Source organism: Mesorhizobium sp. BR1-1-6 (genome assembly GCF_020165355.1).
Taxonomy (GTDB): Bacteria; Pseudomonadota; Alphaproteobacteria; order Rhizobiales; family Rhizobiaceae; genus Mesorhizobium.
In genome coordinates, this window is the sequence record NZ_JAIUHZ010000001.1 from 575,618 (window position 1) to 601,008 (window position 25,391).

General features: G+C 64.2%; 16 protein-coding genes. 7 read left to right on the forward strand and 9 right to left on the reverse strand.

What is annotated here, in order from left to right:
* Positions 1 to 185: 185 nt before the first annotated feature.
* Together LB545_RS02880 and LB545_RS02885 are read right to left on the reverse strand one after the other, a co-directional pair.
* On the reverse strand, positions 186 to 1,430 hold the full coding sequence (locus LB545_RS02880; protein ID WP_224704383.1) for a M24 family metallopeptidase: 1,245 nt from the start codon (positions 1,428 to 1,430) through the stop codon (positions 186 to 188).
* Between the two features lie 148 nt (positions 1,431 to 1,578).
* The gene (locus tag LB545_RS02885) at positions 1,579 to 2,151 is read right to left on the reverse strand and encodes an invasion associated locus B family protein (RefSeq protein ID WP_224704384.1); all 573 of its coding nucleotides are present in this window, start codon (positions 2,149 to 2,151) and stop codon (positions 1,579 to 1,581) included.
* A gap of 275 nt (positions 2,152 to 2,426) precedes the next feature.
* Between LB545_RS02885 and LB545_RS02890 the strand changes: the two genes are divergently transcribed.
* The 6 genes from LB545_RS02890 to LB545_RS02915 all read left to right on the forward strand — a co-directional run bounded on the left by LB545_RS02890 (position 2,427) and on the right by LB545_RS02915 (position 18,588).
* Positions 2,427 to 14,879, forward strand: coding sequence for a beta strand repeat-containing protein (locus LB545_RS02890; RefSeq protein WP_224704385.1), 12,453 nt, complete (start codon positions 2,427 to 2,429; stop codon positions 14,877 to 14,879).
* Positions 14,880 to 15,135: 256 nt separating this feature from the next.
* Positions 15,136 to 15,633 carry a phage tail protein gene (locus LB545_RS02895; RefSeq protein WP_140492058.1) on the forward strand — a complete coding sequence of 166 codons (498 nt, stop codon included), beginning with the start codon at positions 15,136 to 15,138 and terminating at the stop codon, positions 15,631 to 15,633.
* Positions 15,634 to 15,643: 10 nt separating this feature from the next.
* On the forward strand, positions 15,644 to 16,147 hold the full coding sequence (locus tag LB545_RS02900; RefSeq protein ID WP_140492055.1) for a phage tail protein: 504 nt from the start codon (positions 15,644 to 15,646) through the stop codon (positions 16,145 to 16,147).
* A gap of 12 nt (positions 16,148 to 16,159) precedes the next feature.
* Positions 16,160 to 16,681 (forward strand): phage tail protein, encoded by a 522-nt coding sequence (locus LB545_RS02905; RefSeq protein ID WP_140492052.1) that lies wholly within the window; start codon positions 16,160 to 16,162, stop codon positions 16,679 to 16,681.
* Positions 16,682 to 16,711: 30 nt separating this feature from the next.
* On the forward strand, positions 16,712 to 18,034 hold the full coding sequence (locus tag LB545_RS02910) for a hypothetical protein (RefSeq protein WP_224704387.1): 1,323 nt from the start codon (positions 16,712 to 16,714) through the stop codon (positions 18,032 to 18,034).
* Between the two features lie 11 nt (positions 18,035 to 18,045).
* Positions 18,046 to 18,588, forward strand: coding sequence for a GNAT family N-acetyltransferase (locus LB545_RS02915; RefSeq protein WP_224646171.1), 543 nt, complete (start codon positions 18,046 to 18,048; stop codon positions 18,586 to 18,588).
* Positions 18,589 to 18,734: 146 nt separating this feature from the next.
* Here LB545_RS02915 and LB545_RS02920 read toward each other — a convergent pair whose 3' ends face one another.
* Entirely contained in the window at positions 18,735 to 19,010 is a 276-nt protein-coding gene (locus tag LB545_RS02920; RefSeq protein WP_140492044.1) for a DUF6916 family protein, read from the reverse strand.
* Between the two features lie 499 nt (positions 19,011 to 19,509).
* Between LB545_RS02920 and LB545_RS02925 the strand changes: the two genes are divergently transcribed.
* The gene (locus LB545_RS02925; RefSeq protein WP_140563890.1) at positions 19,510 to 20,307 is read left to right on the forward strand and encodes a SapC family protein; all 798 of its coding nucleotides are present in this window, start codon (positions 19,510 to 19,512) and stop codon (positions 20,305 to 20,307) included.
* A gap of 51 nt (positions 20,308 to 20,358) precedes the next feature.
* On the opposite strand, the gene LB545_RS02930 is transcribed toward LB545_RS02925, so the two are convergent.
* The 6 genes from LB545_RS02930 to LB545_RS02955 all read right to left on the reverse strand — a co-directional run bounded on the left by LB545_RS02930 (position 20,359) and on the right by LB545_RS02955 (position 25,341).
* A complete protein-coding gene (locus LB545_RS02930; protein WP_224704389.1) occupies positions 20,359 to 20,922 on the reverse strand; it encodes a type 1 glutamine amidotransferase domain-containing protein in 564 nt (187 codons plus the stop codon).
* A 297-nt stretch (positions 20,923 to 21,219) separates the two neighbouring features.
* Positions 21,220 to 22,035 carry a substrate-binding periplasmic protein gene (locus LB545_RS02935; protein WP_181165194.1) on the reverse strand — a complete coding sequence of 272 codons (816 nt, stop codon included), beginning with the start codon at positions 22,033 to 22,035 and terminating at the stop codon, positions 21,220 to 21,222.
* 38 nt (positions 22,036 to 22,073) lie between these two features.
* Positions 22,074 to 22,733: an amino acid ABC transporter permease gene (locus LB545_RS02940; protein ID WP_140492032.1), complete on the reverse strand. Its 660-nt coding sequence runs from the start codon at positions 22,731 to 22,733 to the stop codon at positions 22,074 to 22,076.
* A complete protein-coding gene (locus tag LB545_RS02945) occupies positions 22,730 to 23,374 on the reverse strand; it encodes an amino acid ABC transporter permease (protein ID WP_224704391.1) in 645 nt (214 codons plus the stop codon). Before LB545_RS02945 ends, LB545_RS02940 begins: the two co-directional genes overlap by 4 nt.
* Positions 23,371 to 24,132 carry an amino acid ABC transporter ATP-binding protein gene (locus LB545_RS02950; RefSeq protein ID WP_263483292.1) on the reverse strand — a complete coding sequence of 254 codons (762 nt, stop codon included), beginning with the start codon at positions 24,130 to 24,132 and terminating at the stop codon, positions 23,371 to 23,373. Before LB545_RS02950 ends, LB545_RS02945 begins: the two co-directional genes overlap by 4 nt.
* Positions 24,133 to 24,171: 39 nt before the next feature.
* On the reverse strand, positions 24,172 to 25,341 hold the full coding sequence (locus LB545_RS02955; RefSeq protein ID WP_140514070.1) for an NAD(P)/FAD-dependent oxidoreductase: 1,170 nt from the start codon (positions 25,339 to 25,341) through the stop codon (positions 24,172 to 24,174).
* Between the last annotated feature and the right edge of the window lie 50 nt (positions 25,342 to 25,391).

Sequence of the window (25,391 nt, forward strand, 5' to 3'; positions counted from 1 at the left end):
GGTCATCTCCCCCTCAAGGGGGGAGATTGGAAGTTTCGGCGCCGGCTCATCTTGTTCTTGCAACCTTGAAAAATGGCGAAAGCGGGAGCGATAATCGATCTCCCCCCTTGAGGGGGAGATGCCCGGCAGGGCAGAGGGGGGCGCCGTAGGGCGCTGACAGTGACACCGTCACGATCCCGCCCTCGCTATCCTATCCTCTCCAACCGCCTCGGCAGCCGGTTCATGGCGACGGGCCCGTTCGGCGTGATCAGGAATTGGTCCTCCAGGTTGAAGCTGGCGAGGCCGTCGATGTAGAGCGGGATCTCGAAGGCCAGCACCATGCCGGCTTCGACCACGACATCGCTCTCGGCCGCGATGAACGGCCATTGCTCCGAAAACACAGACTGCCCGACACCGTGGCCGAAATGCCCCCGGCGGTAGGAGCGCAGGCCTTGCCGCGTCAGGCTGTCGGTGGCGGCGCGGTGCACATGGCCGAGCGAATTTCCCGGCACGAGTGCCGCCAGCCCGTCCTCGAAAGCGCGCTCGGCGATCGCGTGCAGTTCGACCTGGTCGGCGGAAGCGGGGCCGAAAGTGAAGTTGCGCGACATGTCGGAGGCATACCCGCCGACCGTGCAGACCATGTCGCATTTCAGCGGATCGCCGGGCATCGCCTTGGCATCGGCACCTTTGGCCCGGGCGCCGAGCGTCACATATTCCGCCGTCGCGACCGGATGGGAGAGGCCCGCCGCCGCCGCGGCCACGCCTTGCCGGTAGAGCGCGACGAGATCGGCCTGGCGCATGCCGGCCATCGCATCCACCTGCAGCCGCTCCAGCCCTGCTTCAGACAGGATAATGCCTTGCTGCAGGAGCTCGATCTCGCGTTGCGACTTGATCGCCCGCAGCCGATCCAAGACCGACGAGCCGTCGACCATCCGGCAATGCGGCAGCAGCGCCTGCATGGCCGCGAAATCGGCGGCCGGAACAAAGTCGAGGTCGACGCCGAGCGTTGCGCGCTCCAGTCCGAATTCGGCAAGCAAAGCTTGCAACTGGCGCACCGAGCCGGCGAGATCGAAGGTGGCGGGGCGCGCGAAATCCGGCGCGCGGGCAAGCGAGACAAGGCCGGCCTCGATGCGCTCCGCCAGAAGAAGGCCGCGGGTTTCCGTCTCGACCGGCGCGAATTCGATCCAGATCGGGTGCGAATGCACAACCGCTCCGGGCGCGGCGATCCGCAACTGTCCCGCACTGAAATCCGCGACGACGACGCCGATCGGCAGGTCCTGCCGGGCCGGGATGACAACGAAGCCGGCGCCGGCACGCCGGAACAGCCCCGCCGGGCCGATCGACGCACCGGTCGCATAGTGGAAGGCCTCGGGCGCTGAGAGCACCAGCGCCTGCAGGCCGGCGCGTTGCATCAGTTGCATCGCGCGCTGGCGGTCGACAAAGCCGGTCATGGTTCTCTCCGGATGGCTGAAGCGACATCGGAGCATTGCGGAAGCGGACAATCAAGCGGCACGATGCCGTAGTCTCCGCCACGAGATGGAACTTGTCGTGGCCTGGAGCATTGCCCGGCGACGGCGGCGGGGGAGCGCGGCGAGCCCGCTACTTGATCGATTCCAGCTTGGCGATTGCCGCGGTGAAGCCGGCCAGCGACACCGGGATGGTGACCGGCTTGCGAGTCACCGATTCCATGCCGATGTTGAGATTGGTTCCCGATTTCATCGCCTTGACCAGCTCCGGCGGCAGCGGCGTGGCGGCATAGGCGCCGTTCTGGTCGCTGGTCTGGATGGCGATGGTCGTCTTCTGGCCCTGATCGATCTGGTAGCTGGCGCCGGAGGGCAGGAACAGCCCGTGCGGCAGGGCGAGCAGCATGGCGAGGGAGCCGTTGCCGTTGTCGCGGCGCACGGTCACGGTCAGCACGCGCTGTCCGGTCTTGGCTTCGGTCAGGTTCTGCGACACCTGGCATTGAAGCTCGCTGTTGGCCGCGCCGCTTGAACAGTTCACCGCCCATGGATTGGCGTCGGCCGGCTTGGATTGAGCGGCCGGGGGCTGCGCCGGCTTGGCGTCCTCGGCAAGCGCCAGCCCGGTGACCGATGCGATCAGCCCCAGGGCGCCCAGTGCTGCGGCCAGATTTAACAGATTAGCACGCGCTAAAATGGCTGCCATGTTCTTCATGCCCCGCATTTTTCTCGAAACGGCAGGTATTTTCCCACCGGCGGCTTGATACAATACTCCTGACTGTTCCGGAAGCCGCGCACAGGCGAGGAGAGCTGGCAAAATTACTGTTGCGGTATTGCAACAAGTCAGAACTTTACGGCGCAACAACAGCAGTCGCGACGTTGGGGACTCGCTATACAATGGAATTCGCGCAAGGATTGGTGCGGGGGCGAGCAGTCCCCAAAGGGCGGCCAGGGATGGGAACTACCGAGACGTCTCGGCAGGTTGGGGAGATGGCGGCGCGCGGGGAGGATTTCCGCGCGCGCGTGGCCTATGGTCGCTCGCGTTTTGCAAGGCATCTCTGGAAGACGACGGCGCTTTCGACGCTGGCGCTGGCGTTGTCAGGCGTGGCCGCCTATGGCGACGACGCCCTCTGGCAGCCGCAGATACGCGCCATCATTGGCGCCGACAACAATGGCGGCAACGCCGCGCTCGAAGGCTTCATCCCGATCAAGCAGACCGCCGAATCGGTGCTGTTCCTGGATGTCAGGGCTAAGCACGATTTCAAGGACGCGTTCGGCCAGGATGTCGGCCTGGGCATTCGCCGCATCGTCAATCCCGACCTGATGCTCGGCGGCTACGCCTATCTCAACGTCGAGAACTACAACTCCAACCAGTTCACGTCAGCCACGCTCGGCGCCGAGGCCATCACCCCGCATTTCGACGCGCATGTGAACGTCTTCGTGCCGATCAAGGGCGACACGACGGACCATTCGGTCTCCTCGACCCTGTCGATGGTCTCGAACCAGTTGATCGAGCAGATTTCGGTGCTCGACCATCGCGACTACGCGGCCTGGGGCATCGAGGGCGAGATCGGCGCGCGGGTGCCGCTCAACCTTCCCGACAAGCATTCACTGCGGCTCGACATAGGCGGTTACCACTTCGAGGATCCGCATGGCGACGACAGCGGCGTAACCGGGGTCAAGGCCGGCATCGAATATGAGATCGGCGATATCTTCGGCACCGGAACGGCGCTGACCTTCACCGGCGAGGTGCGCAACGACAATCGCGACGACACCCAGTTCGCCGGCAGCGTGCGGCTGAGCATCCCGTTCAATCCCGGCCAAGGCGGCGCGGACAGCGGGCCGGAGCCGGTCTATCCGGTCAGCGAAGGCCTGCGCAAGCGCGTCAACGAGCGGGTGCGCGGCGACATCGGCGTCAGGATCCAGAGCCATGAGCTGCCCGGCGGCTCGACGACGCGCGTCGCCATCAACGCCGCCACCAATGCCGCCTTCGGCAAGTTCTACTACGCCGATGGCGGCCTGGCCGGCGCCGGCACGCTGGCCGATCCGACGACGCTGGACGACGCAGTGACCAAGGCCGGCACCGGGGGTTTCGTGGTGGCGCTGGGCGGCAACGGCAACATCACCACCACCGGCACGACGCTCGGAGACGGCCAGGCCGTCATCGGCGGCGGCCAAAGCGTCACCGCGAGGCTATTCGGCGGCGGCACCGGCACCTTCAATCTGGGCGGCAGTAACGGCACCATCCAGGGCACCAGCGTGGCCAACAACGTGATCACGCTCGGCAACGGCGACACGCTGAACGGCATCACCATCACCGGCGGCGCCGACGGCATCTTCGGCAACAACATCACCGGCGCCACGCTGACCAATGTCACGGTGACAGGCGCCGGCGGCAACGGCGCCGCCTTCACCGGCAACTCGACCGGCATCACCGGTTCCAATTTCACCGCCACCGGCAACGGCCTTGACGGCCTGCACATCGAAGGCGACGGCACCTACAATTTCGCCGGCACGACGCTGCTCCAGGGCAATAGCGACGACGGGCTGGATGCCACCGGCCATGGCACCTATACATTCGCGACGCTTAGCGCGAAGGACAATGCCGACCGCGGCATAACCGTTCAGGGCACCTCGACATCAGGCAGCTTCGCCACCACCGGCGGCACCGTGTCGGGCAATGGCGGCGTCGGCGTCTTCATCGATCCGATCACGGCGCATGTGGTGCTGGATTCGATCGACCAGACCGGCGGTCCGTCGGGCGTCGTGCTCGATCACGTGGCGGGCAGCTTCGCCGTCACCGGCGCCACGACCATTTCGGACACCACCGGACCGGCGATCGCCATTTCCAACTCACCGGCGGCGATCCGCTTCGGCGATATCGACATCAGCGCTCCCGCCGGCGACGGCATCTCGTTTACCGGCGTCAACGCGGCGGTGGTGGCAGGCGACATCGTCATCTCGGGCCTCGGCGTCGGCACTGGCCTCGACTTCTCCGGCAGCCATACGAACTTCACCGCCCAGTCGCTCAACATCGCCGGCACGGGTGCGGCCGGCTCGATCGGCATCGACCTCGCCTCGCCGACCTCGGGCGGGGCATCGATCGTCATCACCGATGGCGGTGCGATCACAGGCGTCGGCACCGGCGTGCGCTTCGGCATTTCCGGCTCGCTGCTGAACTCGGCCAATGCCGAATTCTCCTTCGGCGGCGGTTCCATTGCCGGCAGCACCGCCTCGCTCGACGCGCGCGGCCTTAACCAGACGCTCGGCCACTACGCCTTCGGTTCGACCACCTTCAGCGGCCCGCAACTGTTCGACCAGCAGAATGTCATCTTCGTCGGCGCGGCCGCGACCGGCTCGGGCACCGGCTCCTCGCTGCTCGACCTTGCCTCGATTGCCGACGCCGATGCCAACCCCGACGGCACCGCGATCTTTGTGCTGGTCAATCGCGGCACCATCGACGACACCGACGGGTTCTCGCTGAGCGCCGGACAGACGCTGGCTTCCTTCGGCAACGGCCGCACATTCTCGCTCGGCGGCATCCCGGTTAACGTAACGGGCGACAACATCGCGCACACCAGCGCCATCTCGGACGGCGCGGGCGCGGCGACGCTCACCAGTTCGGCCGGCGCGGACACTGTCACGCTGGCCAACAACAGCGCGCTGCTCGACTTCAACGTCTCGAACGCCAATCCGGGCGGCGGCAACGGCATCCACGGCAACAATGTCACCGGCGTGACGATAAGCGGCATGAATGTCAGCGGCGCCGGCCTGGACGGGCTGCTGTTCGAAGGCGCCAGCAATGTCGCGGCCAACAATGTGACCTCGACGAGCAACGCCAGCGAGGGCCTGCATATCGACGGCGACGGCAGTTATGCCTTCACCGGCACGACGACACTGTCGAACAATGCCGGCAATGGCCTGTTCGGCGGCGGCGACGGAACATATGCATTCCAGACGCTGAACGCCTCCGACAATTCCGGCTTCGGCGTCAACGTCCTCTCCACCACCGGCACGTTCAGCACCACCGACGGCACGATCTCCGGCAATGGCGCGGCCGGCGTCGCCTTGCTTGGCGCTAATCTCGACGTCAAGCTGGCCAGCCTGACGCAGGATGGTGGCCTGTTCGGCGCGACGTTGGCAGGCGTATCGGGAAATTTCGCCGTTTCCGGCGCAACGACGATCAGCAACACCTTCGTCGGCGGCCTCGGGATCTTCGACAGCACCGCCGATTTCATGTTCGGAGCCGTCGATATTTCGGACATCACCGCCCCCGGCGGCATCGGCATCGACGTCCAGAATTCCGGCGGCGCGGTCACCTTCGGCGGGCCGGTCATTCTGACCCATATCGGCAGCGAGGGCATCCTCGCCACCAACAACACCGGCACGCTCACCTTCAGTGGCCCGGTGAGCATGACCGGCCCCGGCGAGGGCGTCTGGCTGGAAAACAACACCGGCGCCGTTTCGTTCGGCGGCGCCGTCACCATCGACCAGCCGCTCGGAAGCGGCATCGACGTCGTCGGCAGCAACGGCGTCATCAGCTTCGACGACATCGACATCACCGGCCTGTGCAATTGCTCCACCGCGCTCGACCTCTCGGGCAGCACGTCGACCTTCACCGCCGCCACGCTCGACATCAGCGGCAGTTCCGGCGGCTCCTCGATCGGCGTCGACCTGTCCGGCACCAATGGCGGCTCGGTGACCATCGGCAGCGGCGTCATCACCGGTGTCGACACCGGCGTCCAGATGGGCACCAACGGCCTGGCCGGAACCACCGCCAGCACGGCGTTCTCGTTCGGTGCGGCCGGCGGCGCATCGATCACCGGCGTCATCGCCTCGCTCGACATGCGCGGCCTGCTGCCCGGCAGCGGCACCTATGCCTTCAACGGCACGCATCTGGTTGGACCGCAGCTGTTCGATGCAGCCAACGTCGTCTTCGTCGGTTCGAGCAGCACCGGAACGGGCGACGGCTCAAGCGTCGCCAACCTGATCGATGCCGCCGCGGCCGACGATCTGACCACCAATGCCAACACGACCTTCGTGCTGGTCAAGACCGCGGCCGTGCAGACCACCGACACCGATGCCAACGGCTTCACGCTGGCCAGCGGCCAGTCGCTGGTCTCCTTCGCCAACGGCGCCACCATCAGCCTGGGCGGGCCGCCGGCCAATGTCACCGGCACGGCGGTCGTCACCGGCGCGACACAGGCCGATCCGTTCGGCTTCGGTGGCGCGACGCTGAACAACGGCGGCGGCAACACCATCGACCTCGCCAGCGGCAACACCGTCTCCAACCTCAGCGTCAACAGCTCGTTCCTGGCGATCGACGGCACGGCGTCGATCAACGGCCTCACCAGCACTGGCGTGACGATCGTGGGCGGGACCATCGGGCTTTACCTCGGCAGCGCGTCGGGCGCGATCACTGTCAACGATCTGACCATCCAGGGGTCGGTGCCGACCGGCGTCGTGCTGGCCAACACATCCGCGACGGTCGACTTCACCGGCACCACGACGATCGCCGGCGGCAGCAATATCGCGCTGCTGGTCAATAATTTCGGCGGCACCGCCAATTTCGCCGATCTCGACATATCAGGCGGCAGCGGCCTCGGCATCGTGATCCTCAACGGCTCGAGCGGAAGCCTGACCTTCGGGGCGGCCAGCTCCATCGCCAATACCGGCGCCAGCGCGATCGTTATCGGCAGTTCGTCGGCCGACGTCACCTATGACGGCACGATTAGCCAGAGTAGCGCGGCAAAAGCCGTCAGGATCGACGGCACCACCGGCGGCCTGATCACATTCGGCGGCGCCATCACTTCGACCGGCACCGGCGGCCTCTTCGATATCGGGGAGATAACCGCTCCCACCGACACCGCGATCCGCTTCACGGGTCCGCTCACGGCGACCGGCGGCGGCGGCGCGTCGATCACCAGCCTTGGCGCCGACTCGACATTCGAGGTCAGCGGCACGCTGTCGATCACCGGCACGACCGGCGCCGCGCTGTCCATCTCGAATGCGGCCGGCAGCGCCACCTTCGGCACGACCAATGTGACGCTGGGCGCGACCAGCACTACCGGCATCGATTTCTCCGGCACCAACAACGATGTCAGCTTCGGCACGACCACCGTCAGCGGCCTCGGCGCGGGCGCCAGCCAGACCGCCATCGACTTCTCCGGCTCGGCCACGACCGCCGATTTCGGGCTGACGACGATCACCGGAAACGACGCCGCGAGCTCGCGCGGCATCGACCTGACCTCGACCACGGGCAACCGCACCATCACCTTCCTGACCGGATCGTCGATCTCAGGCGCCGGCATCGGCGTCGATCTGTCGTCCGGCCAGACGGCGGCGACCAGCGCCAACGCCAGCTTCACCTTCGGCGACGGCGAATTCGCCGACGCCAACGGCCGCAATTCGACGATCACCGCGGCGGCGGGCAATTTCACCGTCAACACCGTCGGTCTCGCCGCGCTCGGCAATTATGATTTCGATGACGTGCTCTTCACCGGCAGCGCGAATCTGGCCAGCGCCGTCGGCGGGGTGTTCATGGTGTCGCAAAATGGCGGCGTCATCGCCGCCGGCTCATTTGGGCTCAGTACGTCAGTCAATACCATCTCGGTTGCCGATGCCGATCTGAAGACCGGCACCCAGACCTTCGCCTTCGTCGGCACGGTCGACCTCAGCGGCACGCCGTTCACGCTCGATTCCGGCCAATCGATCACCGGCTTCGGCAACGGCAACGCCATCACCACGACCGGCACCATCCAGCCGGTGAACGTGCAGGGCAATCTCGGCGCCACCGGCGGCGACGTCACCGGCGACGAGGGCGTGGTCAAGAGCACGGGCAGCGATACCCTGCATCTGCTCGGCAGCAACCAAGTGCGCAACACCGCCTTCGACTTCACCGGCGGCAGCGGCTCGGTCTTCACCATCGACCAGAGCGCGGGCAGCTTCAACAATGCCGGCGGCATCGTCATCGAAGGCGTCACGGTCGGCAATGTCGGCGCCGGCCAGACGGCGTTCAAGGTCGCCGGCCTCGACAGCAATTTGTCGATCACCAACAACAACGTCAACGTCGCCGGCACGCTGCTCGACGTCGACGGCGGCGCCGGCAACATCACCGTGACGCGCGGCATCTTGCCCAACAGCGGGCCGGCCGGCACGCTGACCGGCGGCGGCATCTCGATCGCCAATCACGGCGGCGGTCTGATCAATTTCACCGACAAGGTGACTGTTGGCGGCAACGGCGTCTCGCTCACCAACAACGCCGGCACCGTCAACTTCACGGATGTGGACATTTCCACGAACGGCGCGACGGCGTTCAGCGCCAGCGGCGTCGGCACGGTCAATGTCCTGACGGGTACGGTCAATGCCACCAACGCGCAGGCGGTGGCCCTCGACGGCATCGCCGGCAATATCGATTTCGCCTCGACCAGCGCGTCGTTCGGTTCCGGCAGCGGCATCGACCTGCAGAACCTCAGCGGCACGTTCAATTTCGGCACCGGCACGCTGACCAACACCGGTTTGGGCACGGCCTTCAATGTCGGCTCGGGCACCAATGCGAGCGGCGGCAACGCGAACATATCCTACGCGGGCGCCATCGTCAGCAACGGCACCGGCGCGGCGGTCTCGATCCAGGAACTGACCGGCGGTTCTGTGACGCTGTCGGGCAACCTGACCGATGGCCTTGCGGGCGCCGGCGGCAATATCGTCGTTGCCGGCATCGACAACGGCACGGCGGCGACCGTGACCTTCTCGGGCGCGACCAAGCAGATCAGCTCGGGCGCGACGGACGGCGTCAGCCTGATCGGCAACCCGAACGCCACGATCGGCTTCGGCAATGGCGGCCTTGACATAACGACGACGGCAGGAGCGGGTTTTGGCGCGGGCTCCGGCGGCACGATCAGCATCTCCGGCACCGGCAACACCATCACGACAACGACTGGAACCGCGCTCGATCTCGACGGCGCAACGGTCGGCGCGGGCGGCGTTATTTTCGATTCCGTTTCGGTCAATGGCGCGGCGACCGGCGTTTCGCTCAACAATATAGTCGGCGGCGCCATCGATCTCGGCGCGGTCGACCTGCAGAACATCACCTCGCGCGGTGTCGACATATCCGGCACGCTCGGCTCGACCTTGGGCTTCGACAGCCTGAACATCGGGCTCAATGCAGCCAATGCGGTCGGCTTCGACCTCAACGGCGCTGCGCTCGGCACGAGCAACATCAAGGCCGGCGATTTCGACGTCGACGGCGGCAGCTTCGCCGGCACTATCGGCATCGACATGGCCGGCACGACCGGCACCGGCACGATCCAGCTCGGCGACACTGCCAACAACAATCCGGCGGGCCAGACCTCGAAAATCGAAAATGTCGGCTATGGCGTCCAGTTCTCCAGCGCCACCAACGCCAGGCTGGTGTTCGGCGACGGCGCTGGCCTGGCCGAATCGACGATCGCGACCACCGGCGGCCAGGCCATCCATGCCATCGACACCCTGCCGACCAATGGCGACTACAATTTCAACGACGTCACCTTCACCGGCGACACGTCGAATCTGTCCGCTTACAAGGTCTACTACGTCACCACCGACGCCACCGGCGGCGGCGACGGCAGCTTCGTCAATCCAGGCACCTATGCCAACGCCCAGGCGTCCACGGCCAATGTCATCGTGCTGATCGACAAGAACGGCACCGGTAGCCAGGAAACGATCGACCTGAGCGGCACGTCGTTCCAGCTCGATGACGGGCAGGTGTTGCTCGCCTTCGGGCAAAACGATACGGCCATCGATGTCTCGCAGCTCGGTGTCGACACCAGCAGCGGCGCGTCGGCGGCATTCCACTTCACCACGGTGCAGAATTCGCCGATCATCGCCGCACCGGCCGGCATCGACACGCTGCGGCCGATCCTGCAGAGCAACACTGCCGGGTCGGTGATCACCCTGGCGACCAGTGGTACCAGCCCGATCACCGGCGGCATCGAGAATCTCATCATCCGCAACACCGGCACCGGCGCCGGTGTTGCCGTCGATGCGTCGGCCGCGTCGAGTTTCTTCCTCCGCAACAATGACATATCAGCCGGCGGCAGGGCGCTCGACTTCTCCACGACCGGTGCGGCGGCCAACACGCTGCTGCTTTCGATCGACGGCAATACGCTGCGATCGACGGGATCTGCGCTGGCCGCGTCCTTCGCCGGCCAGAACATCAGCGCGACGGACAATTCGATCGCCATCCGCTCCTTCGCCGGCAACACGGTGCTCGGCGGCACCGGCGGCGGCATTGCCTTCGACAATGTCACGTTCGACTCCACTGGCGCCGGCGGCACGGTCAGCGCCGGCACGCTCGACGTCGGCACATCAGGCGCGCGCGTCCAGGGCAACGGCCTTGCCTTCACCAGCACCAGCGGCACGCTCGATCTCGGCACGTTCACCACGTTCAATGATGGCGGCACTGGCGTCCTCGTCGACACCAAGGGCCCCCCGGCCACAACCTTTGCGCTGAACAGCAGCGGCGGCACCGTCGACACCATCAACGGCGTGGCGTTCAATCTCGATCCGCTGACCGTCAGCATGATCGTAAACAGCGTCAACGCCAGCGGCGGCGCCAGCGGCATCATCTTCGACGGCGTCGCCGGCACGTTCACGGTCACGGGCGCGACCACCGTCACCGGCACGACGGGTGCCGGCATCAATGCCACCAGCACCAATACAGGCACCTTCAGTTTCAACGAGGTGACGGTGAACAACACCGCCTCGACGGGCGGCGGCATCGGCTGGGAGAGCGGCACGCTCAACGTCGGCGGGCTCGCCGACATCGATACGACCAGCGGGGCCGGCCTGTTCCAGAGCGGCGGCACGACCAGCTTCAATGGCGGGCTGACAATCGACACCACCACCGGCGCCGGCATTACCGGCCCCGGCGGGACGATCAACATCATCGCCACCGCCGGCAGCGAAACGGTGAATTCCACCAGCTACAAGGCGATCGATCTCACCAATGCCGCCCTCGACGTCGCGCTCGACTCGACGTCGTCCGGCGGCGGCGGTGTCGTCCTGACCAATGTCACCGGCACCGCCAGCCTCGGCACCGGCACGCTGAGCGGCGGCGGTGGCACGGCATTCAGCGTCGGCGGCGGCACCGTAACCACCACCTATGGCGGCAACATCACCCAGGCGGGCAACGCCGCCCTGGTGTCGGTTTCAGCAGGCCATACGGGCACGCTGACCTTCTCGGGCACGCTGTCGGCGAACAACGGCACCGGCCTGCAGTTCGACAATGCCGACGGCACCTACAATTTCAACGGCACGACGACGTTGAATGGCGGCGACGCCGGCATCGATATCGTCAACAATTCGGGCGGCACGTTCAACTTCGGCGCCGGCACTTCGATCACCAACCCGAACAGCACGGCCTTCAACGTCGACGCAAGCGCGGCGAACATCACCTATAGCGGCAACATCACCCAGGCCGGCAATGCCGCGCTGGTCGCCATCGCCGGCCACACCGCGGGAACGATCACCTTCCAGACGGGCACGCTGTCGGCAACCGACGGCCCCGGCCTGCAGTTCGACAATGCCGACGGCATCTACAATTTCAACGGCACCACGACGCTCAATGGCGGCAATGCCAGCGTCGACATCCTCAACGATTCCGGCGGCACGTTCGGCTTCGGCGTCGGCACCTCGATCACCAGCCCGAACGGAACCGCGTTCAGCGTCGATGGCGGTAACGCGACCGTTACCTATGCCGGCACGATCACACAAGGTACCGGCGGCCAGCGCCTGATCGTCGTCGCCGACACCACCGGCGGCGCGGTGAACTTCACCACCGCCCTGGCGAATGGGCTCAACGACACCAGCGGCACCGGCATCGTGGTCGACGGTGTCGCCGGCAACGTCACCGTGAACAACGCCAGCCTGACCGGGACGACCGGCATCACCATCCTTGGCGATGTGGCGAACAACGCGACCGGTACCTATACGTTCAACAACGTCGCTATCGACACGGTTGCCGGCGCGCTGACGAACCATGCGTTCGCCGTCGACGGCGACCAGGGCACGTTTACCAACGACGACGTGAGCGCCACGATCAATCTCAACAATGTCGACATCACCAACCCTGGCGGCAACGTCGCCAACATTCGCGGCATGGCTGGTGGCTCGGTCAATTTCGACAACGCCAGCTCCATCACCCGAAACGATGGCGGACTGGGCATCGTCGCGCTCAGCAATTCCGGCGGCACGATCAATTTCGGCGGCGCGTCGAAAACGCTCTCGACCGGCGCCAACGCCGCCGTGCTCCTGACCAGCAACGCCGGCGCGACCATCAACTTCACCAATGGCGGCCTGGCGATCACCACCACGAGCGGCATCGGCATCGGCGCCTCGGGCGGCGGCACGGTGAGCGTCACCGGCTCCGGCAACACGATTTCGACCGGCAGCGGCGCTGCGGTCGACATGGACGCCGTCGCTATCGGCGCCGGCGGCATGACCTTCGCTTCCACGAACACGAGCGCCGGCGGCGGCAGCGCCGTGATCCTCGACGCTGTTACCGGCGGACCGGTCAACCTCGGCGGTGGCGCGCTGGTCGGCGGCGGCAGCGCCACGATTCGCATCGGCGACGGCGCCGGCAGCGCCAACACCGGCGGCACGGCGGCTTTCACCTATGCAGGCACCATCACCAGCGGAACCGGCCAGGCGGTCAATATCCAGGATCGCGCCGCCGGCGCCGGCAACATCACGCTGTCGGGCAACATCAGCCACAATGTGGCCGGCCAGACCGGCGTCCTCCTCGACGACAACGCCGCCGGTACCATCACTTTCTCCGGTGCCTCCAAGTCGATCACGTCGGGCAGTTCGGCCGGTGTCAACCTGACCGACAACACCGGCGCGACGATCAACTTCACCAATGGCGGGCTGGTCATCAACACCACCAGCGGCACCGGCTTCGGCGCCACGGGCGGCGGCACGGTGACGGTGACAACCGGCGCCAATCCGAACACGATCACATCCGGTACCGGCACCGCGCTCAACGTCGCCAACACGACGATCGGCGCGAGCGGTCTGACATTCCGGAGCATTTCGGCTAACGGCGCCGCCAACGGCATCGTGCTCAACAACACCGGTGCCCTTGGCGGGTTGACGGTGACCGGCGATAGCGGCGGCGCCAACAACGGCTCGGGCGGCACCATCCAGAATTCGACGGGTACCGGTGTCCTGCTGAATTCGACCAGTTCGGTCAACCTCAGCTACATGAATATCATCAACAGCACCAATGACGGTATCGGTGGCACATCGGTGACCAATTTCTCGCTCAACCGGTCGACGCTGTCCAACAATGGCACCGCGGTTGAGGATGCGGGTATCGATTTCGGCGGTGTCAGCACTGTAACGCCCAGCGGTCTGTTCGGCACAGCAAGCATCACCAATTCGACTGTCACCACCTCATTCGCAAAGAACGTCTCGATCCGCAATTCGAACGGGACCTTGTCGCTGACGGTCAACAACAGCAAGTTCAGCAACAATTCGTCCAAGACGCAGAGCGATGACGGCCTGTTCGTTGAGGCCGACGGTACCGCGACAATTTCGGCCACAGTCACCAGCAGTACATTCACGGCCAATCGCGGGGATCATTTCCAGGCGGCTGCGGCAAACTCTGGCAACCTCAATATCGTGTTCTCCGGTAACACGCTCACAGGCGGTCATTCGACAGCTCTTGGCCAAGGCATCACAATCAACGCCGCAACGGGCCTGGCGTTCGGCGGCTATACCGGCACGGTCAACTACGATATTGACAACAACACGATCAGCGGCGCGATCTCGAGCGCAATCACCGTCAACTTGGGCACGTCGGGTTCCGCCGCACTGTTCAACGGCTTCATCCGCAACAACGATATCGGCACGGTTGGCGTTGCCAATTCCGGGTCGGCGCAAGGCTTCGGCATCGACCTCGAAGCTCATGGCAACGGAACCCATACCGCATCTGTAGCCGGAAACGTCGTGGTGGAAGCATTCGACCGCGCGATGAATGTGTTGGCAAACGACGGCAATGGCGTGCTCAATCTAACTGTGCAGAGCAACCAATTCTCCGTCGGAACCGATCCGGCTGGCTCGCGAGAAGCTTTCTTCCTCAACGCGGGGTCAACATCGGCGAACGTCTTTGGCGTCACCGACAGCCATACGGTGCGCCTCAATCTCGGCGGCGCCGGCGCTTTGCAGAATACCTTCGCCCACGGCGTCGGCAGTGTCGACGATTTCCGCATACGGCAACGGTTCGACACCCGGGTCGAGATGCCGGGTTACGCCGGTGCGCCGTTCGACCCGGCTGGGGTCGTCAGTTATATTCAGGGACGCAATATCGGCAGTGGCGGCGGAAGTGCCACGGTCAACGATTCACCGTCGGTGACGACCGATGGCTTCTTCAGCGGGACAGTGCCGTTGCCAAATCCGTTCTAATGCTTATCGCTCAAAACCGAGCTCTGTTCGTGACGTGCACAAACAAAGATTTCGTATGAACTTGGGTCGTCGCGATGTAGTTCTGGAGCACATTGAACGAAATCTGCGCAGCGATTTTCCTTACGGATTTTCGTAAATTCTTAGAAAACTGCCATACTGCTGTTTTCTTTCTATCCTTTCTCGGAAGCCATATCTATTCGACCTGGATTTTAGTTGGAAATCATGCAAATCTAGGCGCGCCAAGGGGGAAGTGCTTATGGCCGAACCGTTTCTGTCTGAAATTCGGATCATGTCATTTGGCTTCGCTCCCAAGGGCTGGGCCTTGTGCAATGGGCAGCTTATGCCGATCAACCAGAACCAGCCGCTGTTTGCATTGCTTGGCACCACCTTTGGTGGCGATGGGCGTGTTAACTTTGCACTTCCCGACTATCGCGGGCGCATTCCCATTCATGCTGGATCGGGCCATTCGCTTGGCGAGCGCGGGGGTGAGCAAGGCCATACGCTCTCGATAGTGGAGATGCCTACTCATACCCATCAATACATGGCGTCTTCGACCAATGCCGGCACGCCTATAGCGACTGGCAACCTGCTCGCGGCGACCAATAATCTCTATGCCGCGCCGACCAATTTGGTGCCTCTCACGCCTTCATCGGTCGGCGACATCGGCGGCAGTCAACCGCATACAAACATGCAGCCATTCCTGACGCTCAATTTCTGCATCGCGCTGCAAGGCATCTTCCCCTCCCACCCCTGACGGAGATACCATGCCACAGCCCTTTGTTGGTGAGGTGCGCATATTTGCCGGCAATTTCGCGCCAGCCGGCTGGATGTTCTGCGAAGGACAATTGCTGCCGATCTCTGAAAACGAGACTTTGTTCCAGCTGATCGGCACTACCTATGGCGGCGACGGCCAAAGCACATTCGCACTGCCCGACCTGCGCGGGCGCGTACCCCTACATCAAGGCAGCGGGTTCATTCTCGCCGAAATCGGAGGTGTTGAGGCGGTCACACTGACGGCGCAGCAACTGCCTGTCCATAGCCATCAATTCATGGCGTCGAGCAGCCCGGGCAGTTCGGTCAACGCGCAAGGCAACGCGATTGCGGAGTCGCCCAACATTTCGATCTATATAGAAGACGTTGCGGGAATAAACCTCAGCGCCACCGCTATTTCGCCGATCGGCGGCAACCAACCGCACGAAAATTTCCAACCCTATCTCTGTGTCAATTTTATCATCTCGCTGTTCGGCGTTTTTCCGTCGCAGACTTGAAAAGGGACCGTCATGTCCGATCCGTTCGTCGCTGAAATTCGTATCTTTCCGTTCAATTTCGCGCCTACGGGCTGGGCGTGGTGCGATGGACAATTGCTGCCGTTATCACAAAACACGGCGCTGTTTTCGTTGCTTGGCACCGTCTATGGCGGCGACGGCAAAAGCAACTTCGCACTACCTGACTTGCAAGGCAGTGCACCGATGCACCCCGGACAGGGACCCGGCCTTTCGCTTCACGATCTTGGGGAAACGGGCGGATCAGAGACGGTAAGCCTCTTGGAATCGGAAATTCCAAGTCACTCTCACTTTTCCCGTGCGGCATCAGACGACGCAGACTTGAAGGCGCCAACGCCGGCGCGCTCCCTCGCCCGCTCGCAAGGGGGCTTTGCCTATATCTCGAGTACGCCCAACGCGCAGATGGCGGATCAGGCACTCGCCCCCGCCGGCGGTGACCAGCCGCACAACAATTTGATGCCTTATCTCACCTGCTACTTCTGCATCGCGCTGCAAGGCGTCTTCCCGCCGAGAGGCTAAATTCCCCGCCAACAGGGCAGGACCAATATCATGGCCAAGACAGCAGAACCAAAATCGAAGGCCCCCACGGCCAAGACGCCGGCAGCAGTGCCAAGGACCGCCTCCAAGGCCCGCGAGAGCGCTCGCTCGCGGCGACCCGGTACTGCGCCGGCCTACCAGCACATGCCCGCCGGAGCGTCGTTTTTCGAATTGTCGCGGCTGATGGTCGTCGGCATCGATTCGGCCAAGGGACAATTGATCCAGAAGGCACAGACATCGCCGAACGGACCATGGCCGTCGGCCTGGTCTGTCATCGCGCCCGGCGCCTGGGTGATCATGACCGCGGGTCTCACCAAGGATGGTCGCGTCGCCGTGGTCGCGCAGCCTTCGGGCACCACCAGCCTGTCCTTCATCACCGAGGACGCCAACCAGATCGGCCCGATCGACAAGTGGACCGCGCCGGTCGGCATCGGCGCGCCGCCCGGCGCCTTCAGCTACCAGAAGCTTTCCATGGCGCGCGATGCCGATGGCCGCATCGAGATCTTCCTCACCGACAATCTGGGCCGCGTCTGGTGGATCTACCAGAACCCGGATGTGATCGTGCAGGTGCAGAAGACCATCACGCCGCCCGGCACGACGACACCGATCGTCGTCACCGTCGACGAGCTCAGGCCGCCTGCCCAGCCGTGGAGCGCCTGGATTCAGCTCACAGGCCAGCTTGTGGCGATCACCGCATTGCGCCAGGCTGACGGCCGCATCACCCTGTTCGGCATCAATTCCGGGCTCAACCTCTACCGTTGCCAGCAGGCCAAGGCCCAGGCGCTGACGGTCGCCGACTGGACGCCATGGGTGCAGATCGACGCCGGCTACCCCTTCACGGAAATGGCGCCTATCATCGGTCCGCTGGGCGGCACCAATCTGTTTGCCATGACGCAGCAGGGCCAGGTCCTGCACACCAAGCAATTGCCGGCAGGCTCCGACACCTGGACGGCCTGGGCGACGCCCGGCTACAGCAGGGTTCCCAAATATACGCTCTGCGCCGGCATCCAGGGCGACGGCGACATGCTGCTGGTCGCCTCCGACCAGCAGCATGTTCACTCCTTCAACGCCCAATACGACGCCGCCACCCAGAACTGGTCGGGATGGCGCGATTTCAACGCCTCCGGCGCCAACACCCGCCTGTCGCTCGACTACAATGCCGATGGCCGTCTTGCCTTGTTCTCGATGATGATCCAGAACGACGGCACGAATGGTCTGTGGACCATCAATCAGATGGCCATGGACAGTTCGGAATGGGAGTGGACCTGGACGGCGCTGGCCACCAGCAACCTCAAGCAGATTACCGTGGTGCGCGACCTGACGCCGCCGGTGTGACGTCAGGCAGCGTGACAGAAGCGAAACAGGCGCAGCGGCTCCCGGCCTGGCCGCGGTCGCGGCAGGCCGGCCTCGCTTTCCGCCCCGCCGCGGAGGCCGACATGCCGTTCCTGGCGCGGCTCTACGCCTCGACGCGCATGGAAGAGCTCGCCGTGACGGACTGGAACGAGGCGCAGAAAGCCGCCTTCCTCGACATGCAATTCCAGGCGCAGCACGCGCATTACCGCAAGCATTATCCCGAGGCCGACTGGCTGGTGGTGGAGCGGGCCGGACAGCCCATGGGCCGCCTCTACATCGAGCGCTGGCCGAGTCAGCACCGCATCATCGATATCGCCTTGCTGCCGGCCCATCGCCGCAAGGGCCACGGCGCCGCCCTGCTGCGCGACCTCATCGACGAGGCATGGTCATCGGGCAAATCGGCATCGATCCATGTCGAGAAGAACAATCCGGCCAGGCGGCTCTATCTCGAGCTCGGCTTCGCGGTGATCGAGGACAAGGGCGTCTATGATCTGATGGCGTGCGCGCCGCCGCGGGGTGGCGCAGACAGTGGGTGAACGGGGACGCCATCCGCTTCGTCATTCCCGGGCCGAGAATCCTGTTCCGGTCGTCGCACAATTCGGCGGTGCTTGTTCGGTATCGATCCTTCGCGCCAGCGTCTCACAAATCGCACCGCTGCTGCGCTCACGCCTGCTTCCAAACTCTAATTGAACACCGCCTCATACAGCCGCCCCGTAGCGTCGGCGGCCACGGGCACGATGAAGATATCGTGGGTCGCGCCACTGCCGGCGAAGCGGTAAGTCGCCTGCGGCAGCGCGGTTTCGCGCGGGCCCTTGAACAGCAGCGAAAAGCCGCCCCCCGGGCGCGGGCTGGAAGCGATGCGGTTGACCGCGCTCAATTCGAGCGCGATCTGCCTGCCGCCGGCCTCGACGGTGAATGCCTGTCCGACCGCCTGTTCGAAATCCGATGCCGACGCCATGCCACCCCGCCTCAAAGCGCTTGCTGAGCGGGCGGCCAAGGGCAGACCCGCTCCGGTTCCTCATATCCTCGCAATTTCCGGACGCAAGACCGCTACGGCTCCCGGATTTTGCCATGCGAGGCCACTGTCGCCGCTTCGCGGCAAGCTGTCCATAGAGCCATTCCAGGAAAAGTGTGTACGGTCTTCCCGGGAAAAGCGCGCAGCGCTTTCCCTGGGGAATTGCGCAAAAACAAAGAGATAGCGCGGCTCGCCGTTTCCGCGAAACGGTGAACCGCTCCAGGGCCGGCATGGTTGCGGGCGTCCCGCAAGGCGATTAGGGCGCAAACGCCAAAATACAGCAGCGCGTGTCCTTTTATGCGCGCCGGCGACGCTGTAGTACTTTGTCCCTGCGCAGGATTGCTTCGAAGCAAGGCCGGCGCGACAAGAACAGACCCCGCTTTGGGAATTCAATGCTGGACGGGCCGGCCTGGTTGGCCGGCGCGAGGAGGAAAACGGACACATGGCTGACAGCGGTGCGAAGACGGAAACGGCGGGCGAGGCCTTGCCGCTGTTCTATTCCAGGCCCGAGGCGCTCAATCCGGCGCGGCACGGTTCACTCGGCCTGACGGCGCGCAGCGATTTCTCCTTCGCCCGCTCGGCGCATGCCATCCCGGTGGTGGCCTCGGAAATGCCGGCGGCGATGCGCTCCTACCCGATCGTTTTCATCGGCACCGCCAAGGCGCCCGTCATCATCACCGGCCTGCGCCAGGACGAGAACCTGTTCGTCGACGCCGACGGCAACTGGGCCGGGCCGCACTACATCCCCGCCTATGTCCGCCGCTATCCCTTCATTCTCGCCGACGATCCCAAGCAGCCCGGCCGGCTGACGCTGTGCGTCGACCGGGCGAGCGAGCGCGTCATCGACCAGCTGCTGGCGCCGTTCCGCGACGACAAGGTGCTGCCGTTCTTCAGCGGTAACGAAGCGACCGAGGCGACGAAGCAGGCGCTCGCCTTCTGCAACCAGTTCCAGATCGACTTCAGGGAGACCCGCGAGATGGTCGACAAGATCGACGCGCATGCCCTGTTCGCGCCGCGCCAGAGCAAGGTGACGCTGGAAGGAGGCGAGGTGCTGAACCTCACCGATTTCCAGGTGATAGACGAGGCTGCCTTCAACAGATTGAGCGACGAGGCCTTCCTCGACCTGAGAAAGTCAGGCGCGCTCAGCCTGCTCTACTGCCACCTTGCTTCGACCAACAGCTGGACGTCGCTGGTGCATCAGGCGTCGCTGCGCAAGGCGGAGGGGGCGAAGAGCGCCTGAACAACCCACGCCGAGATCCTTCGCGGCGCGGCTGGGGAACAAGGTTCGGTGCTAAGCCGCGGCCCGCCTGTCGTGCCGCCCTTCCCTGATCTCCTCCGTGAGCTTGTCGCAGAAGGCCTCGAGATCGCCGGGATTGCGACTGGTGACCAGCCCCTGGTCGGTGACGACCTCGCTGTCTTGCCACAGGCCGCCGGCATTGATCACGTCGGTCTTGATCGACTTGTAGGATGTGACGCGGCGGGCTTTGATGATCCCGGTCTCGACCAGAAGCCAGGGCGCATGGCAGATCGCGCCGACGACCTTGTTGGCCGACCAGAACGAACTGATGAAATCCAGCGCCTTGCGCTCGACCCGCAAGAGGTCGGGATTGATGACGCCGCCGGGCAGAACGATCGCATCGTAGGCATCGGCGCGGGCCTCGTCCAAGGTCTTGTCGACCGGAATTTCGCGGCCCCAATCCTTGTGGTCCCAGCCCTTGATCTTGCCGCTTTCGAGCGACACGATTTCGACCTCGGCGCCGGCCTGGCGCAGCTTGTTCAGCGGTACCTCAAGCTCGGACTGTTCAAAACCATTCGTCGCAAGGATGGCGACGCGCTTGCCGGAAATATCCTGCATCGTTTTTCTCCATGATTGGATTGGATGCAGGGCTAACGAGCCTGAACCGGTACCGTTCCTCGCTGTAACCTTATGTGACCGGAGGGATCTGTGGTGCGCTGTACTGCACCACGGGTCTCCTTTCCTCATCAGCTCTCCTTAGTGAAGGACTGTTACCCTTTTCGTGTCTCAGACTCGGGGTGCACTACGGAATTCTGCTCGCGGATCGCAGCCGCGCGGCAAACGTACAGGCCGCCCGCCGCATCCGGTTTTCTTCCTAGAAGCGGGGGCAGGCAGGCGGCCCTTCATGCCAGCGGCTTACTCGATGACGCGGGCTTCACCGACATCTGCGGCCGACGGATCCAGCCCGTAAGCCTTGAGCGCTTCGGCGATAGCGCCGTTCTTGCGGTAGACATCGAGCGAAGCGTCGACCGCCTTAACGAAGCCCTCATTGCTCTTGTCCAGCAGGAAGGCGGTCTGCGACGGGTTCATGGTCGCATCGATGCGCGGATCCGGCTTCAGGACATGCACCTTGTAGTTCTGCCCTTCGTTCTGAATGACAGCGGAGCCGAAGCCGTCGAGCGCCGCCTCAATACGACCGGCATGAAGGTCCTGAGCGAGGTTCAGCGACGATGGATAGGTCTTGGAGCCTTCGTAGAGCTTCTCCATGTCCTGGACCCACAGATATCCTTCCACGGTGCCGACCTTCTTGCCCAGCAGACCGTCGACGGTATCAATGCCGTTGGTCGAGGTGACGGACAGTTGGTCGAGATAGACCGGCGTGGACAGAGCGACGACCTTCGCGCGGGCGGCGGTACGATAGAAGCCGCCAAGCGCGATGTCCGCGCGCCGCGACTGAACTGCGGAAACCGCGCCTGGATATGTGAAGATCTCATAAGCGATCTCCAGGCAGTTCTCCTTGGCAAAACGCTTCACGAGATCGCCGTCGATACCCGCGATGCCGCCGTCTTTTTCGAGCGAATACGGAGCGGTGTTGGTGAGCGCGACGGTGAGTTTGCCCGCCGACACGGTTTCGAAAGCATGCTGCGGCTTGCAATCCTGTGCGGACGCGACGCTGGCACCCAAGGCCGTGGCAATGGCTGCGGCCGAGATGATCTTACTCCAATTTTTCACTTTGCTCTCCTCTGACATTGATGGTTTTTGATTGCAGGTCAGCCGAGATGGCTGCCCAGCCTACGTTCGGTGTACGAGACCAGCCACCCGAACGGGACGGTGATGGCGAGGTAGAACAGGCCCGCCAGGATCAGGACATCGAGGTAGAGGTAGGTGGCCGCACCCACGCGATAGGCGCGCGCCAGAAGTTCGGGGATGGCGATCGTGTATGTAAGGGCCGTCGCCTGGAAGATGAGAATGGCAAAGCCCATCAGCGCGGGTATTGCGAACAGGATTCCCTGGGGGACCACCACGAAGCGCAGGATGTCCCGGCGGGTCATGCCGAGCGCCAGGCCCGCCTCGATCTCACAATGCGGAACCGCGTTCAGACCGGCCCGAAGGATCTCGCTGGTGTAGGCGCCTGTCGTTAGCGCCAACGCAATCACGCCAGAGGTGAAGGCACTTACGGTCATCCCGGAAGCAGGCAATCCATAGTAGACCATCTGCAGGACGACGAGTGCAGGCGCGCCGCGCCCGATCTCGACCAGTACCACCGCGAAATAGCGGACGAGCCTGTTTCCAGAGGAGGAGGCAAGCGCAAGAACGAGACCGATAGGCAATCCGAACAGCAGCGCCAGGCCCGCCAACTGGAGACTGACAAGAACTCCTTGGAAAAGCTGGGGGGACCAGTCCAGCCAGTTGGCCAGCATCTCGCTCATTTCGCTTGCCCCCTTGAGCGCAGCCGCTCGTCCACGGCGCGTGCCAACACGACAACGGGTATCGACAGCGCGATGTAGAGAAGCGCCGCGAAAATGAACGGCATGAAGCTGCCGCCTCCGCCTTGAGCCTGCTGCGATGCGTACATCATCACGTCGCGGACACCGATCGTGGAGGCCACGGTCGTGTCTTTGAGCAGGCTGACAAGAAAGGTCGCCATGGGCGGAACCGAGACGCGCAGGACCTGCGGCGCCAGGATGTAGCGCAGCGTATCCAGGCGCGTCATACCGAGCGCCGTGGACGCCTCCCGCTGGCCCTTCGAGAGGGCCAGGAAGCCACCCCTGTAGATTTCAGCGAGATAGGCCGTTGATACCAGCCCCATACCCAGGATGGCAGCCTGATAGGAACTGAGAACGATCACTCCGCTGCCCAATCCGAAGAAGATAATGAACAGCCAGACGATCGGCGGGATTCCCCGGACAACGTCGATGTATATGCGCGCCGGCATGCTTAGAAGGAGCCACCGGGAACGTCGCATCAGCACCAGCGGCACGGCTGCGATGGCCCCGACTGCGAAAGCGCCGAAGGTCACCAGCAGCGTGCCCGGAACGCCTCTGAGCAGTGAAACCAGCAGGTCGATCATCTGCGATCGACCACGGCACGGAAGAACTGCCGCGTGCGCGGCGACGACGGGTTGCGGATCACGGCATCAGGCGGACCCTGCTCGATGATCTCTCCATTGGCCATGACGATCACGCGGTCGGCGACGTCTGCGGCAAAGGCGATCTCGTGCGTGACGATGATCATTGTCATGCCTTCCTGGGCGAGCTCGCGCATCACGGCCAACACCTCAAGCCCGAGTTCGGGATCCAGGGCGCTCGTGGGTTCGTCGAAGAGCATCACCTTGGGGTCAAGAGCCAGGGCGCGTGCGATCGCGATACGCTGCTGCTGGCCACCCGACAGGCGCGCCGGGTAGGAGTGCGCCTTGTCCGTAAGGTGTACGCGTTCGAGCAATTGGGCGGTGCGCGCGTCCGCCTGCTCCCTGGTGCGCCCCAGAACCCGCATCTGCGGCAGCGAAATGTTGCGCTGCACGGTCATGTGCGGAAACAGGTTGAAGGACTGGAAAACCATCCCGGTGGAACGTCGGAGCCTCAACAGCTCTCCGGCGGACAGATTGCGGTCGACCGAAAACCGGATGGCGCCCACTTCGAGGGTACCGGATGACGGCTGTTCGAGCATGTTGATCGCACGCAGCAGCGTGCTCTTCCCCGCGCCGCTGGGTCCGACGATCGCCACGACCTCGCCGCGCGTAATGTCGAGCGAGACGTTTTTCACGGCGTGATGGCCGCCATAGATCACGTTGATGTTCTTGATGCGGACGATGTTTTCTGCCTCGGGCATGGCTTCTTTGTCCTTGCGCTAACGCCGGTGTCCTACTGGTCAAGCCGCCGCAGTATGTACGGCGGGGACGTTTCTTTCCGGAGTTGGAGCGAGACTCTCGGTGCCTGGGATCGATGCGGGAGAGCCCTTGAGCACCCAGTCCGCGACGATCAGGCCTATCACCGGCGCGAGCTGGATCCCGTAGCCGCCCGCACCGGCCGCGGTGATCAGACCGGGCTCGGACTGATCGACTGGTCCGACATGGGGACGGTGGTCGGCGGTGACAGGGTAGAGGCCTGCCCAGCCCCGGCCGAGCCGGGCGCCCGGCAGATCAGGCACGCGCTCGATCAGCATCTCGGCCAGCATGACCTTGGACCCTTCCTCGCACTGCTCGTTGTAATTGTCCGGATCCTCGGGCGAGGGCGAACTTACCTTGTGTATCTCGGCGATGAGCTCGCTCGCTTTCTCGTGCCGAAAGTTGAGTCCGGTGCCCTGCCCGTTCACCAGATCCATGACCATCGGCATTGTGTAGGGGAGCGGCGCGTCCAGGTGGATTGTCAGCGCCTCGTGGCGCTCGGGGTGGATGTGAAGCGTCTGTCCAAGCATCTCGGCAACGCGTGGCGCCCAGGCGCCTGCCGCGTTCACGACGAAGTCGCAGCCGATCGGACCCTTGCTGGTGTCCAACCGATAGCCACCGGATGTCCGCGCGACACCAAGCAGCTTGCGGAACTGGAAAACCTCGGAGCCGAGCTTCTTCACCTCTTGCGCCAGCAACGTGCACATTTCGTGGGGATCGAGGAAGCCGTCGTCCGGCCCGAAGATGCCGCCTTCGAGCCCATCTGAACTCAAGTGCGGCACGAGCTGCTGGAGCTCGTTCGCCTGGTAGACCCTGGACCTGAAGCCGGCATCGCGCTGGATCTCCACCGAGCGGGCGAACAGTTCCATCTGCTCGGAGGTGCGCGCCAGACGCAGATAGCCGATAGGGTTGAAGCCGAGACCGAGGCGCTCCTGCCATCGACGGATGCGCTGCACGGATTGCATGCGCAGCTGGATCTCGAACGAATCCGTCAGCTGTGTGCCAACGACGCCGACCGAGCGGCCGCTGGATCCTGACGCAATGGATTGTGCGTCGATGACGGTGACGCGAGCGCCCTGTTCCGCGAGCGCGTGCGCAGAGCACATGCCGAGGGTGCCTGCACCGATGACGACGACGTGAGGAGAAGCTGTCATGTGACTTCCATCTGTTGCTGCGTCGTCCCGTGCCGGATGGATCCGGCGCC

Bases quoted from the DNA above. Each gene is read 5' to 3' on its own strand.
- LB545_RS02885 (WP_224704384.1), bottom strand. From the start codon at position 2,151: ATGAAGAACATGGCAGCCATTTTAGCGCGTGCTAATCTGTTAAATCTG.
- LB545_RS02905 (WP_140492052.1), top strand. From the start codon at position 16,160: ATGTCCGATCCGTTCGTCGCTGAAATTCGTATCTTTCCGTTCAATTTC.
- LB545_RS02890 (WP_224704385.1), top strand. From the start codon at position 2,427: ATGGCGGCGCGCGGGGAGGATTTCCGCGCGCGCGTGGCCTATGGTCGC.
- LB545_RS02940 (WP_140492032.1), bottom strand. From the start codon at position 22,733: ATGAGCGAGATGCTGGCCAACTGGCTGGACTGGTCCCCCCAGCTTTTC.
- LB545_RS02910 (WP_224704387.1), top strand. From the start codon at position 16,712: ATGGCCAAGACAGCAGAACCAAAATCGAAGGCCCCCACGGCCAAGACG.
- LB545_RS02900 (WP_140492055.1), top strand. From the start codon at position 15,644: ATGCCACAGCCCTTTGTTGGTGAGGTGCGCATATTTGCCGGCAATTTC.
- LB545_RS02950 (WP_263483292.1), bottom strand. From the start codon at position 24,132: ATGCCCGAGGCAGAAAACATCGTCCGCATCAAGAACATCAACGTGATC.
- LB545_RS02945 (WP_224704391.1), bottom strand. From the start codon at position 23,374: ATGATCGACCTGCTGGTTTCACTGCTCAGAGGCGTTCCGGGCACGCTG.
- LB545_RS02920 (WP_140492044.1), bottom strand. From the start codon at position 19,010: ATGGCGTCGGCATCGGATTTCGAACAGGCGGTCGGACAGGCATTCACC.
- LB545_RS02880 (WP_224704383.1), bottom strand. From the start codon at position 1,430: ATGACCGGCTTTGTCGACCGCCAGCGCGCGATGCAACTGATGCAACGC.
- LB545_RS02925 (WP_140563890.1), top strand. From the start codon at position 19,510: ATGGCTGACAGCGGTGCGAAGACGGAAACGGCGGGCGAGGCCTTGCCG.
- LB545_RS02930 (WP_224704389.1), bottom strand. From the start codon at position 20,922: ATGCAGGATATTTCCGGCAAGCGCGTCGCCATCCTTGCGACGAATGGT.
- LB545_RS02895 (WP_140492058.1), top strand. From the start codon at position 15,136: ATGGCCGAACCGTTTCTGTCTGAAATTCGGATCATGTCATTTGGCTTC.
- LB545_RS02955 (WP_140514070.1), bottom strand. From the start codon at position 25,341: ATGACAGCTTCTCCTCACGTCGTCGTCATCGGTGCAGGCACCCTCGGC.